Below are 15,175 nucleotides of genomic sequence, written 5' to 3' on the forward strand. Positions count from 1 at the left end.
TCTTTTACCGCATGGCTTGCTCAGAAATATATTGTCGGACTATATACCCCGACAAGGCGCGTCAACGGCGTCGGACGATTAAGGATGGGAACCGAAATGCGCGCATTGGGGACGACGGGGATCATCGTGGCGACGTTACTGGCGATTATGCCGACACAGGCCGCGTTCGCCGCGGAGGCGAAGCGTTCGCCCGCGGGCACGCTGCAGGACGGCACCGCGATAGAGGCGATCACGCTCAGCAACGCGCACGGCGTCTCGGCGCGCGTCCTGTCCTACGGCGCGACGCTTCAATCGCTGATGGGCCCGGACCGCAACGGTAAGATCGCCGACGTGATGCTCGGCTATGACGACCTCGCCTCCTATGTCGACCATCCCAATTTCTTCGGCGTGACCGTCGGCCGTTTCGCCAACCGCATCGCCGGCGGCCGCTTCACGCTCGACGGCAAAGCCTATCAATTGCCGCTCAACGACAAGGTCAACTCGCTGCACGGGGGCGGCAAGGGGTTCGACAAGGTCGCATGGAAAGTACTCTCGCTGAAGAGCGGCCCGACCGCGACCCTGGTGCTCGGCTATCGCAGCCCGGATGGCGACTCCGGCTATCCGGGCAACCTCGACGTCACCGTCACCTACACGCTCGACGAAGCCGGCAACCTCGGCATCGCCTATGACGCGAAGACCGACAAGCCGACGATCGTCAACATGACCAACCACGGGATCTTCGATCTCGGCGGCGAAGGCTCGCGGATCGGCACTTACGGCCACCGCCTGACGATCCCCGCCAAGGCAATCACCCCGGTCGACGACAAGCTGATCCCGACCGGCGTCCTGCAACCCGTCGACGGCACGGTGTTCGACTTCCGCGCCGGCCGCATCGTCGGCGACGGTATCCGCGACGGCCGCGACCAGCAGATCCGCTACGGGCATGGCTACGATCACAATTTCGCGCTCGACAAGGGCCTGACCGCCAAGCCGGAACTGGCCGCGCGGCTCGAGGATCCGGCGTCGGGTCGCGTTCTCGAAGTGCTCACCACCGAGCCCGGCGTGCAGTTCTACACCGGCAATTTCCTTGACGGGACGTTCGTCGGCAAGCACGGCCATCTCTACCGGATGGGTGATGGGATCGCGCTCGAACCGCAGAAATTCCCTGATGCCCCGAACAAACCGAACTTCGTCTCCGCGCGCGTCGATCCGGGCAAGCCGTATCACCACGCGATGATCTACCGCCTTTCCGTCGCCCGCTGACACCCGATCTCCAGAAAGCCCCCGATGACCGACATGCCCAACCCTCTCCAGAAGCTCCGGAGCCGTGCGTGGTTCGACAACCCCGAGAACATCGACATGACCGCGCTCTATCTGGAGCGCTATCTGAACTTCGGGCTTAGCCTGGAGGAACTGCGTTCGGGCAAGCCGATCATCGGCATCGCGCAGACCGGCAGTGACCTGTCGCCGTGCAATCGCCACCATCTCGTGCTCGCCGAACGCCTGCGCGAGGGCATCCGTGAAGCCGGCGGCATCGCGCTCGAATTCCCGGTCCACCCGATCCAGGAAACCGGCAAGCGCCCGACCGCCGGTCTCGACCGCAACCTCGCGTACCTAGCGCTGGTCGAAGTGCTCTACGGCTATCCGCTCGACGGCGTCGTGCTGACGATCGGCTGCGACAAGACCACGCCGGCGTGCCTGATGGCCGCGGCGACAGTCAACATCCCGGCGATCGCGCTGTCGGTGGGGCCGATGCTCAACGGCTGGCACAAGGGCGAGCGGACCGGCTCGGGGACGATCGTGTGGAAGGCGCGCGAACTGCTCGCGACCGGCGCGATCGACGATGAGGGCTTCATCAAGCTCGTCGCCTCGTCGGCGCCATCGACCGGCTATTGCAACACGATGGGCACCGCGACGACGATGAATTCGCTCGCCGAGGCGCTCGGCATGCAGCTGCCCGGTTCGGCCGCGATCCCTGCACCGTACCGTGATCGCCAGGAGGTCGCGTATCGCACCGGCAAGCGGATCGTCGACATGGTTTCGGAGGATCTGAAGCCGTCCGACATCCTGACCAAGGAGGCGTTCCACAACGCGATCGTCGTCAATTCCGCGATCGGCGGCTCGACCAACGCACCGATCCATCTGGCCGCGATCGCGCGCCATATCGGCGTCGACCTGCCGATCGACGACTGGCAGACGCACGGCCACAAGGTGCCGCTGATGGTCAACCTCCAGCCCGCCGGCGAATATCTCGGCGAGGATTATTATCATGCCGGCGGCGTGCCCGCAGTGGTGGCCGAGCTGATGAAGCAGGGCCTGATCCACGAAGACGCGATGACCGCCAACGGCAAGACGATGGGCGACAATTGCCGCGACGCGACGATCGAGGACGAGCGGGTCATCCGCCCGTTCGCGACGCCGCTGCTCCAGGACGCTGGCTTCATCGTGCTGCGCGGCAACCTGTTCGACAGCGCGATCATGAAGACGAGCGTGATCTCGCCTGAATTCCGCGCGCGCTACCTCAGCAATCCAGACGATCCCGAGGCGTTCGAAGGCCCCGCGGTCGTGTTCGACGGCCCGGAGGATTATCACCACCGGATCGACGATCCCTCGCTCGGGATCACCACCGACACGTTGCTGTTCATGCGTGGCGCGGGGCCGATCGGCTATCCGGGTGCCGCCGAAGTCGTCAACATGCGACCGCCCGCGTATCTGATCCGCGAAGGCGTCCATGCGCTGCCGTGCATCGGCGACGGGCGCCAGTCGGGAACGTCGGGGTCGCCGTCGATCCTCAACGCCAGCCCTGAAGCTGCGGCGATGGGCGGCCTCGCGCTGATCCGCACCGGCGACCGCGTCCGCATCGATCTCGGCAAGGGCACCGCCGACGTGCTGATCTCGGCCGACGAGCTCGCCGAACGCCGCCGGACGCTGACCGCCGCGGGCGGCTATGCCTATCCCGGCTCGCAGACCCCGTGGCAGGAAATCCAGCGCGCCACCGTCGGCCAGCTACAGACCGGCGCGATCCTCGAAGGCGCCGAGAAGTACCAGCGCATCGCGCAGACCATGGGCCTCCCCCGCGACAACCACTGATCGCGGTAGACGTAGCGCCACGACTCTTCCCCCCTCCCTGGAAGGGAGGGGTCGGGGGTAGGTCGGCTTCCGCATCATCGAACGTCGGCGGCCAAAACGAACCAACCCACCCCCAGCCCCTCCCTTCCAGGGAGGGGAGCCCGTCTCTACCGTGGCGAGGCCAGTGGCATCTCCACCCGCTCAAATCCCAACGCCCCGCCCAATCTAACCGATTGCCCAACGCGGTCGCCGATGCGAAACAATGCCATGACGCACGGACAGCATTCTTGGTGAAACGGGTCACGATACGCGACGTCGCCACCGCCAGCGGAACATCGATCAAGACCGTCAGCCGCGTCCTCAACAAGGAACGCTATGTCGGCGCCGACACCCGCGAGCGGGTCGAGCGCGCGGTGGCCGACCTGAACTTCCGCCCCAGTTTCGCGGCGCGCTCGCTCGCCGGGCATCGCTCGTTCCAGGTCGCGCTGGTCTGCGACAACCCCAGCCCTGCCTATGTCTATGCGATGCAGCAAGGCATCCGCGATCGGTGCGAGGTCGACGGCGTCCGCGTGCTCACCCAGCCCTACGACCGGGGCTCACCGCGCCTGCTCGCCGATCTCGACGCGTTGATCGCGACCAGCGGCCCCGACGGGATCATCCTGACGCCGCCGCTGTCGGATAACGACGAGGTGCTGGCGCTACTCGCCGCGCGCGCGATCCCCTTCGTCCGCGTGTCCCCCGGAACGCGGGCGGGCCTCGCGCCGGCGACGTTCATCGACAACGTCACCGCCGCGAAAGAACTGACCGCGCATTTGATCGAGCGTGGTCACCGCCGGATCGCGCATATCGCTGGCCCACGCGACTATGCGACGAGTGCGCAACGGCGTGCCGGCTACGAAGCCGCGCTGCTGGCGGCCGGCATCGCGCCCGAGACCGAACTGGTCGTCGAGGGTCGCTACGACTTCGCCAGCGGTGCGGAGGCCACGGAAGTATTGCTCGCACGCCCCGCCCCGCCGACCGCGATCTTCGCGGGCTCGGACGAGATGGCGGCGGGTGCGCTGATGGTCGCGCATCGCCGAGGCCTGCGCATTCCGACCGACATCGCGATCGCCGGGTTCGGCGACGATGCCCTGGCGAGCTATGTCTGGCCTCCGCTGACGACGGTCCGCCAACCGGTGCGCGACCTCGCCTGGCAGGCAGCGGACCTGCTGCTGAACCGGGCCACCCCCGATGAACTCCGCGAGGTCGCGCACGCGCTGATAGTCCGCGCCTCGACCTGACCGATCAGCCGCGGGGGCGCTTCGCGTGCCGGGCGACGTTGCGGACTGACGCCGGGGGCGGCATGAGGGCGCATGCGACAGGGATCGAGCGCGATCGAACGCGCTGTGACACCGCTATCGGACCGTTGAAATCAGGAGAGCCTATGTCCACCGATCGCCGGCGCTGGATCATCGTCGCGCTCGTCTTCGTGGCGATCATGCTGAACTATGTCGACCGCCAGATCCTCTCGCTGTTGAAACCGACGCTTGAGGCCGAATTCCACTGGTCGGACCAGGATTACGCCAACATGCTGTCGGCGTTCCAGGTCGCGGCGGCGGTCGCGTTTCTCGGCACCGGATGGTTCATCGACCGCGTCGGGCTGAAGCTCGGGTTCGCGCTCGGCGTCGCGGTGTGGAGCCTTGCGGGGATGGCGCATGCGGTGGTCAGCAGCGTCGGCGGCTTCATCGCCGCGCGCGTCGTGCTGGGCGGCGCGGAGTCGATCGGGACGCCCGCCGCGGTCAAGTCGGCCGCAACCTATTTCACGCAACGCGAACGCTCGATCGCGCTCGGCATCGGCAACACCGCGCCCAATATCGGCGCGGTCATCACCCCGCTGGTCGTCCCAGCGCTGGCCGTCGCCTATGGCTGGCGCGCAGCGTTCCTCGCGGCCGGTGCACTCGGGCTCGTCTGGGTCGTGGTGTGGTTCTCGGTGCGGATCCCCGCGGTCGCCGAGAGCAGCGTGCGCCCCGCGCCGATCCGCTGGTCCGATCTGTTCAAGCGCCGCGAAACCGCCGCGATCGCGATCGCCAAGGTGCTGTCGGACCAGGTCTGGTTCTTCATGCTCGCGTGGCTACCCGACCTGTTCCACCGGATGTTCGGTCTGCCGCAGGGGACCGTCGGGCTCCCCGTCGCGCTGGCCTATGCGATGGCGGCGGCGGGCGCGTTGACCGGCGGCTGGCTGCCGACCCGGTTGATGGCGCGCGGCTGGAGCGTCGATCGCGCGCGCAAGGGCACGATGCTGCTCTACGCGCTGCTCGTCCTGCCGGTGACATTGGTGCTGGTGGTCGACGATGCCTGGTCGGCGGCGCTGCTGCTCGGCCTCGGGCTGTTCGCGCATCAGGGGTTTTCGACCAACGTCTTCGCGCTTGCTACCGACATCGTCCCCGCGCGCGCGGTCGGCTCGACGATCGGGATCGCGGCGTTCTGCGGCAACATGTGGTCGATCGTGCTGATTCAGCTGGCCGCGGTGTCGCTCGCAGCGGGCTATGGCTATGGCCCGCTGCTTGGCGTCTGCTCGGTGTCCTATCTGTTAGCGCTGGGGCTGGTCCAGCTCATCATCCCGACCATCGTCGCGGTGCCGGATGACGGGTCGGACGTCGTGGCGGTGGCGCACTGACGTCCGACCCTCGAGGTCAGAAGTTGATCCGGCCGGTGACGCCGTAATAGCGATCCGCCTCGCGCGGGATGATGTAGCGATACGCGCCCCCCGGCCCGCCACTCGTGATCGCCGAGGAGAAGCTCGTGTCGAACACGTTCTTCACCGCGAAGGTCAGGCGGAACCGGTCGTCGCGCTCGACGAGCCCGGCCGACAGGTCGAGCAGGCCATACCCCTTGATCGTCGTCGCCTCGCGGATGACGGCGCTCGCGTCGAGCTGCGAGATCTGCTTCGACTGGTAGCTGCTCTGCGCCCCCAGCGCGAAGTCGATCGCCCCGCCTGTGCGATAGCGATAATCCGCGCCCAACGACCCCTTCCATTTCGGCGCATAGCCGAGCGGCGTGCCCGACGGCACCACGCCCGTCGTCACGCCATTGGTCGGCACCTTGAACTGATCGATATGCGCGTCGGTGTAGGCGAGACCACCCGAAAAGCTCAGGTCGCGGACCGGCTGGAACACCAGATCCAGTTCGCCGCCGCGCGTCGAGATCTCGCCCGCGTTGGTGAACCGGGTCACCAGCACGCCCGCGACGATGTCGGGGTTGTTCGCCTGAAAATTATGATATTTCGCATAGAACGCCGCGAGGTTGACGACCAGCTTGCCGCCGAGCAGCGTGTTCTTCAGGCCGAGTTCGTAGCTGTCGGCGGTCTCCGGCGCGATCACGTTGGTCCCGGTCGCGGTCAGGTTGTAGAAGATGTTGAACGCCGGCCCCTTATAACCGCGCGAATAGGTGGCGTAGGCGGTCGACTGCCGGACGATGTCGAACTGCACGCCGCCCTTGCCCGACCAATTGTCGTTGGTCGTCTTGGCGGTGAACGGCACGCCGTTAGAGGATGCGACGGCCTGCGTCGCGGCGAGGTCCGGACGGATGCCCTGCCCGACCAGCCGGACATACGCGTCGTTGACGCCCTGATCGAAATTGGGGTTGATGCCGGGGCCGGTCAGCGTCGTGCGCCGGATATGCGACACGTCGAGCTGGTCGGTGGTGTAGCGGATCCCGCCGATCAGGCGCAGGCGATCGGTGAGCCGCAGTGTCCCCTGCCCGAACAGCGCGAAGTTCTTGAAGACCGAACCGAACTCCGCAGTCCCGGTCGGTCGCGTTGTGACCGTGCCGGTCGTCCCACACGGGATCAGCACGGTCGTCGAGGTCGCCCCGGTGCACGCGATATCGTTGCGGGTGAAGGTGCGGTCGGTCTCGGCGCGCGAATAATAAGCACCCAGCACATAGCTGAAGACCTGGTTCGACGGCGACGTCAGCCGCAGTTCCTGCGTCAGCGTGTTGCTCACCTGCGGCCCGAAATCATGCAGCTGGTTCAGCCCGACATAGGCCCGCGGCAGCCAGTCGCCGTCGCGGATCTCCTCGTTGTCGTACTCGCGGTACGAACCGATATAGGTCAGCGTCTGGTTGCCGAGCGTCCAGTCGACCTGCCCCGAAGCCCCCCAACTCTTCTCGTTCGAGCGCGTGACCAGATCCTGGTTGATGACCCGCGACTTGTCGCCGCGCGGCGTCGGCAGGACGGTGGCGGACAGGTTGTTGGGCACGGTACCGATCACCTCGGCGCAGCAATTGTCCTTGCTCCGGCGATAGTCGGCGATCAGCGTGATGGTCAGATCGGGCGTCGGATCGGCGACGACGATCCCGCGCACGCCGTAATGCTTGTAGCCGTTGACGCGATCATTGCCCTGCGCGAGGTTGCGGATGTTGCCGTCGTAATGCCCGTAAAAGCCCGTGATCCGGCTCTTGATGATCCCCGAGATCGGTAGATCGACCGCGCCACGCACGCGGTACTCGCTGCCGTTGCTGTAATACCCGCCCTCGACATAGCCGCCGAAATCGTTGCCGGGCCGCTTGGTGACGATGTTGATGACGCCGGCGCTGGTGTTCTTGCCGAACAGCGTGCCCTGCGGCCCGCGCAACACCTCGATCCGGTCGACGTCGATCAGGTCGCTGAACGCTTCGCCGGCGCGGCTGTAGACGACGCCGTCAACCACCGTGGAGATCGACGGCTCGCCCGCGATCGAGAAGGTCGAGGTACCGACCCCGCGCAGGAACAGCGACTGGTTGATCGCGGTGCCCGATTTGCGGAAATTAAGCGTCGGCACGAGATATTGCGCGCTTTCGAGGTTGGTGCCGCCCTTGGCGCTGATCGCATCACCCGAGATCACCGACACCGCGACCGGCACGTCCTGGAGACGCTCCGACCGCTTCTGCGCGGTAACGACGATGTCGCCCGGCTGATTCTGCGCGCCCGCAGCCGGCGCCTCGGCAGCTGCAACCGGCGCGGGCTGAGCCGCATTGATCGGCGGGGCCACCGGCGCCTGTTGCGCGAATGCGGGGGCGGCAATCGCCAGCGCGGCCAGGGCGACGCCCGTCAACAATCCCGTGTTCAAATCGGCTCTCCCTTTTCCTACCTAACCGGTAGGTTATATTTCTAACGCCGCCTTGTCGTCGGCGGTTCGTCTTTGGTCCGGGCAAGGCCTGCTATCGTCGAACCCGGCGTTAAACCAGGCGTCGAACCCGCCGTCAGAAGCCCAGTTCGCGCATCTCCACGACGCGGTGTTCGCGCGCGCTGATCTCGGCCGCGGTGCCGATCGCGACCGCCATCAGCCCGTCGCGCGCAGTCACTTCGACAGCCCCCTCGCCGCGCACCGCCGCGATGAATTTCTGGTGTTCGTAGAAGGTCGATCCGTGATGGCTACCCGCGTCGAGTGCGACCGGATCGACCGCCACCACGCGGCGCGTCGCCCGCTTGGGATTGCGGAAGCCGACGCGCGGCGAGTGGATCAGCGCTCCCTCTGGGATCAGCACTTCCAGCCGCGCCGCATCGCCGACCGCGGCGATCTCCTCCTGGTTCTCCGCGCCGTCGGCGAACATCGACAGGTCGAGCATGGCGCGCACGCCGTTCGCGAAATCGATCGTCGTGTAGCTGTTGTCGATGATGTCGGGCCGCGCGCCGTCGTACCGCTCGTCGAGATGGTTCACGTCCATCCCCCCCGAGCAATAGACGCGGACCGCCTCAGACTGCGTGATCAACCGCATAAGATCGAAGAAATGGCAGCATTTCTCGACCATCGTCCCGCCGGTGTTGCGCGCGAACCGGTTCCAGTCGCCGACCTTGGGCAGGAAGGGAAAGCGGTGCTCGCGGATCGACAGCATCTTCAGCGCACCGATCGCGCCACCGTGGATCTCGTCGATGAACGCGGCGGCGGGCGGCATGTAGCGATATTCCATCGCGGTCCAGAACGGGGCTTCGCTCGCCTCAGCCTGCTCGACGATCCAGCGCGCATCGTCGATCGTCGTCGCGAGCGGCTTTTCGCACAGGATCGCGATGCCCTCGCCGAACAGCGGCGTCAGCACGTCGCGGTGCGTGTTGTTGGGGCTCGCGACGATCACCGCATCTACAAGGCCGCTCTTGGCCAGCGCGCCGGAGTCGGCGAACGCAGTAACACCATCCGCCCGCGCGCCCAGCGCTTCGCGGGCCCAGCCAAGCGACGCCTCGGTCGGATCGGCGATCGCGGTAACGACCGCGCCGGGCGTGACGGCGAGGTTGGCGAGATGCTCCACGCCCATCATCCCGGTGCCTACCAACCCGTAACGGACTTGCTCAACCGGCATTCGCACCCCTATCATGACAACGATGTCTGACCTTCATGTTACACCTGATTCGCGTCCCCTCGGCAAGAGCGGAATCCTCGTCTCACCGGTCGCCTGGGGCATGTGGCGGTTCGCCGGCAACTCGGAGCACGAGGGCCGTGCGCTGATCGACGCAGCCTTCGAAGCGGGCGTTACGCTGTTCGACACCGCCGATATCTACGGGTTCGACGGCAGCGGCGGGTTCGGCGATGCGGAGACATTGCTCGGTCGCATCTTTGCCGCATCGCCGGGTTTGCGCGACCGCATGGTGCTCACCACCAAGGGCGGCATCACCCCGCCCGTGCCCTATGACTCAAGCCGCGACTATCTGATGGCGGCGCTCGATGCGTCGCTCGAGCGGATGCAGGTCGAGCAGGTCGATCTCTACCAGATCCACCGTCCCGATATCCTGACGCATCCGCACGAAGTGGCGCGCACGCTCGAGGACATGGTGACGTCGGGCAAGGTGCGCAGCATCGGCGTGTCGAACTACACGCCCGCGCAGACCGCGACGCTCGCGTCATTCCTGACGAACGTACCGATCGCGACGCAGCAACCCGAATTCTCCCCGCTGTTCCTCGATCCGATGACCAACGGGCTGTTCGATCAGGCGATCGTGAACGACATCGCCGTTCTTGCGTGGTCGCCGCTGGGCGGCGGTCGCATCGCCAAGCCGACGACGCCACACGAAACCGCGGTCGCCGATGCGCTCGACGCGGTCGCGGCGAAGTTCGGCGTCAGCCGATCGATCGCCACATACAGCTGGATCATGGCGCATCCGGCGCGCGTGATCCCGATCGTCGGCACGCAGAACGCCGGCCGGATCGCCGAACTGCGCGACGTCTTCAAGGTCAGCTGGTCGCGCGACGACTGGTACGCGGTTCTGACCGCCGCCCGCGGGGAGCCGCTGCCATGACGGCCCGTTCAGCGCCGAAGAGCCCCTGCGAGGTTTCGTGGTTCTCGGCGCTCTGCGATGACGATTACGAATTCCTCGGCCAGCCCGACCCCGCGCTGGCGTCGAGCTGGGAGCATTGCCGCGACATCGTGATGCAGGCCGAAACCGGCGGCTTCGACAATATCCTGCTGCCGTCGGGCTATGCGCTCGGGATCGACACGACCGCGTTCGCCGCGGGGATCGCCGCGCTGACCAAGCGGATCAAGCTGCTGATGGCGGTGCGCGTCGGCGAGTCCTGGCCGCCGCAGCTCGCACGCCAGATCGCGACGCTGGACCAGATGACCGGCGGCCGCCTGACGATCAACATCATCTCGTCCGACCTGCCCGGCGAAACCCTCGCCTCGGCGCCGCGCTACGCCCGCACGGTCGAGGCGATGCATATCCTCAAGACGCTGCTCAACGGCGAGGCGCTCGATCACCAGGGTGAGTTCTGGCAGCTCAAGGTTGACCCGCCACGAGTCCGCACGGTGTCGGGCAAGGCCCCCCTGCTGTATTTCGGCGGCCTGTCGCCCGACGCGCGCGAGGCGGCGGCCAAGGGCTGCGACGTCTTCCTGATGTGGCCCGACAAGAAGGAGACGGTCGCGGCGATCATCGCCGACATGACCGCACGCGCCGCCGCACACGGGCGCACGCTCCGCTTCGGCTACCGCGCACACGTCATCGTCCGCGATACCGAGGCCGAGGCGCGCACCTATGCCGACCGCCTGCTGTCGAAGCTCGACGCACAACAGGGTGCCGAGATCCGCGCGAAGTCGCTCGACTCCAACTCGGCCGGCGTCGCCGCGCAGGCGGCGCTCCGCGAAACCGCCGCCGACGACGGCTATGCCGAAGAGAATCTGTGGACCGGCGTCGGTCGCGCGCGTTCGGGTTGCGGCGCGGCGATCGTCGGCGATCCCGATCAGGTCCTCGCCAAGCTGCGCATGTACCAGGACATGGGGATCGAGGCGTTCATCCTGTCCGGCTACCCGCATGCCGCCGAGGCCGACCTGTTCGCACGTCACGTCCTGCCCCGGGTCGATCACGCCCCTCTGACGCGATAATCATACCGGGATCGCACCGGCGTTGGCGTGTCCACGCCGACAATTATACCCGTCGCACTGGTAGTTTCGGATCGTTCGCCGCGCCGAAATTGGCCGTAGGCATGCGCCACGCAAACACGGGTGGTGGCCATGACGGATCTGTACGACGGCGGCGCAACGACTGCGCTCGACGACTTCATCGACGACGACGCGACGTATTTTCGCACGCGCGCGGCATGGCATCGTGCCCGCGCCTCGGTCGCGACGGACTCCCCGACGCGTAACCTCCATCAGAAATTCGCGACGCTGTATGAAGCGCGTTCGCTCTCCTGACGTGGTACATCCCGCTTAGTATTTGTGAGAAAAGTACCAGGAACCAATCGGTTACGCTCGGGTTTTCCGCCTGATCCGATGGCACATCGCTCTCGGACGATCGCTGGAGCGTTGCCGATGAAGCGCCTGTTCGAAATCGCCGAGGTCTCGACTTCGCGCGGACCGTCGCCTGCCGCACCGCTCCCCGGTCGCGACGCGGCAGCCGGGTAACGGCGGCATCCTGTTTCAGGATCCGCCCCCTACCCGCTTCGACATCTCCGCGCCTCTCTGCGCCGTGATCGGTCGAGCCGCTCGCAACATCTACAATCAAAGGACACCAGCATGAACAAGGACGAATTCCAGGGCGGTGCACGCTATGTCGGCGGCAAGGTCGAAAAGGCCATCGGCGACACCGTGAACAGCCGCGACTGGCAGGTTGATGGCGTCGTCGACCAGGTCGCCGGTGGCGCACAGAACCTGTACGGCCGCGCGAAATCGGCGGTCGAGGACATCGTCGACGGCGCGCCCGAACTCGCCGACAAGCTTGGCAGCGAGGCCCGTCATGCCGCTGATCGCACCGCCGAGGTTGCCCGCCAGGGTGCACGGACCGCGCAGGATGCCGCCAAGGACGCGCCGTTGTTGTGGGCACTGGGTGCTGCTGCGGTCGGTTACGGTATCGCCTGGCTCGTTCACGGCCAGCGCGACTAAGCCTGTGACGTTGGTCCCGGTCCTCAAATCGCTTCGCGACTCCGCGGATCTGCGCCATTTGCGCCAGATCATCGCGGGCCTCGACGAAGGCGTGATCCTGATTGATCCCGATCAGTCGATCCTTTGGGCGAACGCTGCGGCGCTCGCGATGCACGGGGTCGACTCGGTCGAAGCTATCGGGGCCGATGTCGACGATTACCGCGGACGGTTTCAACTGCGGTATCGCAACAACCACCGGCTGAGCGGTGCCGACTACCCGATCGAACGCGTCGTGTCGGGCGAGGCGTTCTCGCAGGTCGTGGTCGAGGTCGCCGTCGCGGGCGAGGACGACCCGCGCTGGGTCCACCAGGTCCGCAGCCTCGTCCTGACCGACGACGACGACGCGCCCGAATGCCTCGTCCTGATCATCCAGGACGTGTCGGCGCAGTTCGAGGCGGAAGACCGGTTCGAACAGTCGTTCAACGCGAACCCCGCGCCCGCGGTGATCTGCCGCCTGAGCGATCTTCGGTTCGTGAAGGTCAACCAGGGCTTCGTCGAGATGACGGGCCACGATAAGGCCAATGTGCTGTCGCGCACCGTCTACGATATCGACGTGCTCGAACGCGCCGAGAAGCGTGATCTCGCCAAGCAGCGGCTGTCCGAAGGCCGCACCATTCCGCAGATGGAGGCCGAACTAGACCTGCCGGACGGCACGACGAAGCTCGTCATCGTCGCGGGCCAGCCGATCGACATGGGCGATCAGCCCTGCATGTTGTTTACCTTTGCGGACCTCGAACCGCGTCGCAAAGCCGAGACCGCGCTTCGCCAGAGCGAGGAGCGGTTCATGCGAACCTTCTCGCTCGCCCCCGTCGCGCTGGCGATCGGTTCGCTCGACGGCCACCGCCTGTGCGACGTCAACGAGGCGTTCACCGCGCTCACCGGCTATGCCTCGCAGGAGATCATCGGCCGACCGCTCGGCGACGTCGGCCTATGGGAAACGGCGACCCTGCGGACCGCCATCGAAGCGGATATCGATGCCGGCGTGGCGATCCGCGACCGCGAGACCCGCATCCGCGAGAAGGACGGCGACGTCCTCGACTGCATGATATCGGCCGAACCGATCCATCTCGGGGACGAACCCTGCGTGCTGTGGGCGATGCGCGACATCAGCACGCGCAAGGCGTCCGAACGCGAGCTGGTCAACGCGATCGAAGCGGTGATGAAGGACACGAGCTGGCTGAGCCGGTCGATCATGGAAAAGCTCGCCCGGATCAGGGCCCCCGACGCGACACCGCCCGGCGTCGGGCTCGACGAACTGACGCCGCGCGAACGCGAGGTGCTGGCGCTGATCTGTCGCGGGCTCGACGACAAGTCGATCGCCCGCACGCTCGACGTCTCCGGCAACACCGTCCGCAACCACGTCGCGCGGATCTATTCGAAAATCGGCGTCAACCGTCGCAACGCCGCCGCCGCCTGGGCGCGCGCGCGCGGGTTCGACGGCGACTCGATGACGCCGCCGCAGCGCCCCGTCGCGCCCGCCAAGGAGATGGCAGCATGACCAGCAAGAAAGACGAGGCCGTCGTCCGCCAGACCAAGGGCTCCGTCCAAGAAGCCATCGGCAAGATCATCGGCGACGTCGCTGTGGAAAAGCAAGGCTCACGCGAAAGCAAGGCCGGCGCGAAGCAAGCGGACGCCGAGACCCCCATCGACCCGAACGACAAGACGTAAGCGTTCGTCGAAACTTTAGAACCAACAGGAGTGACTATGGCTATCAATACGACAACCGGCATTTTGCCGGATCATGATGCACGCTTTGTGAAGACGCCCGCCCGCATCTCGTGGGGCGCGATCTTCGCAGGCGTAGTGATCGCGATCGCGGTCCAGCTGGTGCTCGGCATCCTTGGTACGGGGATCGGGCTCACCATGGTCGATCCGGTCGAGGGCACCACCCCCGGCGCAGCCGGCTTCGGGATCGGCGCAGGGAGTTACTGGATCATCACGACGATCATCGCGCTCGGCGCCGGCGGCTATTCCGCCGCCCGTCTCGCCGGTGTCCATGACCGGTTCGACGGCTTGGTCCACGGCCTGGTCGTGTGGGGCGTCACGCTGATAATGACGCTGTACCTGCTCACCTCGGCAGTCGGCGGCATCATCGGCGGCGCCTTCCGCACCGTCGGTTCGGTCGCGACCGCAGCCGGTAGCGGCATCGGTGCTGCAGCCCCCAAGGTTGCCGACGTCGCTGGCGTCGACACCGGCGATGTCCGCGACGAGGCCTCGGCCTATCTGTCGACCGCACCGTCGGATCCCGCGCAGATGACCCCCGAGCAGGCGCAGAAGGAAATCGCCAAGGAACTGCCCGCCCTTGCCCGCGGTGGCCAGGACGGCGCGCAGGCGGAAAGCCGCATCGTCGACATCGTCGCCGCGCAGCGCAAGATCAGCCGTCCCGAGGCCCAGGCCCAGGTGACGCGCGCCAAGGCGCAGTTCGTGAAGACCAAGGACAACGCGATCCAGACCGCGAAGTCGGCAACCGACAAGGCCGCCGGCGCAGCCGCCGGAACGTCGTTCATGGTCGTGATCGCGCTGCTGATCGGCGCCGCCGCAGCAGGCTTCGGGGCGACCGCCGCCACGCGCCGCCGCGTCTGATTTCGACACTTGATATCGAAGGGGATGGTATCGGCCAGACCGATATCGTCCTCGTTCGATCGACAATATGACGACGATATCCTGCGCCGCTGCCGATGACCTCGTGCAGCGGCGTAGTCGTATGGGGACCCCGCCAAAGCAGCGACGCACGCCGAACTCTGCTTGCCGCACGGCCAGTTCT

Annotated in this window: 13 protein-coding genes; 11 read left to right on the forward strand and 2 right to left on the reverse strand. The window is 66.5% G+C overall.

Annotation, left to right across the window (positions count from 1 at the left end; genetic code table 11):
* The first annotated feature begins 147 nt into the window (after positions 1–147).
* The 4 genes from C8J44_RS07190 to C8J44_RS07205 all read left to right on the forward strand — a co-directional run bounded on the left by C8J44_RS07190 (position 148) and on the right by C8J44_RS07205 (position 5,704).
* Positions 148–1,242, forward strand: coding sequence for an aldose epimerase family protein (locus tag C8J44_RS07190; RefSeq protein ID WP_404969205.1), 1,095 nt, complete (start codon positions 148–150; stop codon positions 1,240–1,242).
* 24 nt (positions 1,243–1,266) lie between these two features.
* Positions 1,267–3,069 carry an IlvD/Edd family dehydratase gene (locus C8J44_RS07195; protein WP_121903994.1) on the forward strand — a complete coding sequence of 601 codons (1,803 nt, stop codon included), beginning with the start codon at positions 1,267–1,269 and terminating at the stop codon, positions 3,067–3,069.
* Between the two features lie 269 nt (positions 3,070–3,338).
* A complete protein-coding gene (locus tag C8J44_RS07200) occupies positions 3,339–4,328 on the forward strand; it encodes a LacI family DNA-binding transcriptional regulator (RefSeq protein WP_259466760.1) in 990 nt (329 codons plus the stop codon).
* Between the two features lie 143 nt (positions 4,329–4,471).
* A complete protein-coding gene (locus C8J44_RS07205) occupies positions 4,472–5,704 on the forward strand; it encodes an MFS transporter (protein ID WP_121903995.1) in 1,233 nt (410 codons plus the stop codon).
* Between the two features lie 16 nt (positions 5,705–5,720).
* On the opposite strand, the gene C8J44_RS07210 is transcribed toward C8J44_RS07205, so the two are convergent.
* Positions 5,721–8,120 carry a TonB-dependent receptor gene (locus C8J44_RS07210; protein ID WP_259466761.1) on the reverse strand — a complete coding sequence of 800 codons (2,400 nt, stop codon included), beginning with the start codon at positions 8,118–8,120 and terminating at the stop codon, positions 5,721–5,723.
* 148 nt (positions 8,121–8,268) lie between these two features.
* On the reverse strand, positions 8,269–9,360 hold the full coding sequence (locus C8J44_RS07215) for a Gfo/Idh/MocA family protein (RefSeq protein WP_121903997.1): 1,092 nt from the start codon (positions 9,358–9,360) through the stop codon (positions 8,269–8,271).
* Positions 9,361–9,382: 22 nt separating this feature from the next.
* On the opposite strand from C8J44_RS07215, the gene C8J44_RS07220 reads away from it, so the two are divergent.
* From C8J44_RS07220 to C8J44_RS07245, 7 genes are all read left to right on the forward strand, one after another.
* A complete protein-coding gene (locus tag C8J44_RS07220) occupies positions 9,383–10,294 on the forward strand; it encodes an aldo/keto reductase family oxidoreductase (RefSeq protein ID WP_121904629.1) in 912 nt (303 codons plus the stop codon).
* Positions 10,291–11,373, forward strand: a complete 1,083-nt coding sequence (locus C8J44_RS07225) for an LLM class flavin-dependent oxidoreductase (RefSeq protein WP_121903998.1) — start codon at positions 10,291–10,293, stop codon at positions 11,371–11,373. The genes C8J44_RS07220 and C8J44_RS07225 overlap by 4 nt, the downstream gene beginning before the upstream one ends.
* A 129-nt stretch (positions 11,374–11,502) precedes the next feature.
* Positions 11,503–11,685, forward strand: coding sequence for a hypothetical protein (locus C8J44_RS07230; protein WP_147453150.1), 183 nt, complete (start codon positions 11,503–11,505; stop codon positions 11,683–11,685).
* Positions 11,686–12,006: 321 nt separating this feature from the next.
* Positions 12,007–12,372, forward strand: a complete 366-nt coding sequence (locus C8J44_RS07235; RefSeq protein WP_121904000.1) for a CsbD family protein — start codon at positions 12,007–12,009, stop codon at positions 12,370–12,372.
* A 58-nt stretch (positions 12,373–12,430) separates the two neighbouring features.
* A complete protein-coding gene (locus tag C8J44_RS07240) occupies positions 12,431–13,909 on the forward strand; it encodes a PAS domain S-box protein (RefSeq protein WP_259466762.1) in 1,479 nt (492 codons plus the stop codon).
* Positions 13,906–14,079: a hypothetical protein gene (locus C8J44_RS18420; RefSeq protein ID WP_165899582.1), complete on the forward strand. Its 174-nt coding sequence runs from the start codon at positions 13,906–13,908 to the stop codon at positions 14,077–14,079. The genes C8J44_RS07240 and C8J44_RS18420 overlap by 4 nt, the downstream gene beginning before the upstream one ends.
* A 36-nt stretch (positions 14,080–14,115) precedes the next feature.
* Positions 14,116–14,994, forward strand: a complete 879-nt coding sequence (locus C8J44_RS07245) for a hypothetical protein (protein ID WP_121904002.1) — start codon at positions 14,116–14,118, stop codon at positions 14,992–14,994.
* Positions 14,995–15,175: the final 181 nt, after the last annotated feature.

Origin of the sequence: Sphingomonas sp. PP-CE-3A-406 (assembly GCF_003688625.1) — a bacterium.
Lineage (GTDB): Bacteria > Pseudomonadota > Alphaproteobacteria > Sphingomonadales > Sphingomonadaceae > Sphingomonas.

What these genes read in the sequence shown, in the direction of transcription:
- C8J44_RS07230 (WP_147453150.1), top strand. Translation starts at nt 11,503, where the DNA reads ATGACGGATCTGTACGACGGCGGCGCAACGACTGCGCTCGACGACTTC.
- C8J44_RS07205 (WP_121903995.1), top strand. Translation starts at nt 4,472, where the DNA reads ATGTCCACCGATCGCCGGCGCTGGATCATCGTCGCGCTCGTCTTCGTG.
- C8J44_RS07245 (WP_121904002.1), top strand. Translation starts at nt 14,116, where the DNA reads ATGGCTATCAATACGACAACCGGCATTTTGCCGGATCATGATGCACGC.
- C8J44_RS07215 (WP_121903997.1), bottom strand. Translation starts at nt 9,360, where the DNA reads ATGCCGGTTGAGCAAGTCCGTTACGGGTTGGTAGGCACCGGGATGATG.
- C8J44_RS07225 (WP_121903998.1), top strand. Translation starts at nt 10,291, where the DNA reads ATGACGGCCCGTTCAGCGCCGAAGAGCCCCTGCGAGGTTTCGTGGTTC.
- C8J44_RS07235 (WP_121904000.1), top strand. Translation starts at nt 12,007, where the DNA reads ATGAACAAGGACGAATTCCAGGGCGGTGCACGCTATGTCGGCGGCAAG.
- C8J44_RS18420 (WP_165899582.1), top strand. Translation starts at nt 13,906, where the DNA reads ATGACCAGCAAGAAAGACGAGGCCGTCGTCCGCCAGACCAAGGGCTCC.
- C8J44_RS07220 (WP_121904629.1), top strand. Translation starts at nt 9,383, where the DNA reads ATGTCTGACCTTCATGTTACACCTGATTCGCGTCCCCTCGGCAAGAGC.
- C8J44_RS07195 (WP_121903994.1), top strand. Translation starts at nt 1,267, where the DNA reads ATGACCGACATGCCCAACCCTCTCCAGAAGCTCCGGAGCCGTGCGTGG.
- C8J44_RS07190 (WP_404969205.1), top strand. Translation starts at nt 148, where the DNA reads ATGCCGACACAGGCCGCGTTCGCCGCGGAGGCGAAGCGTTCGCCCGCG.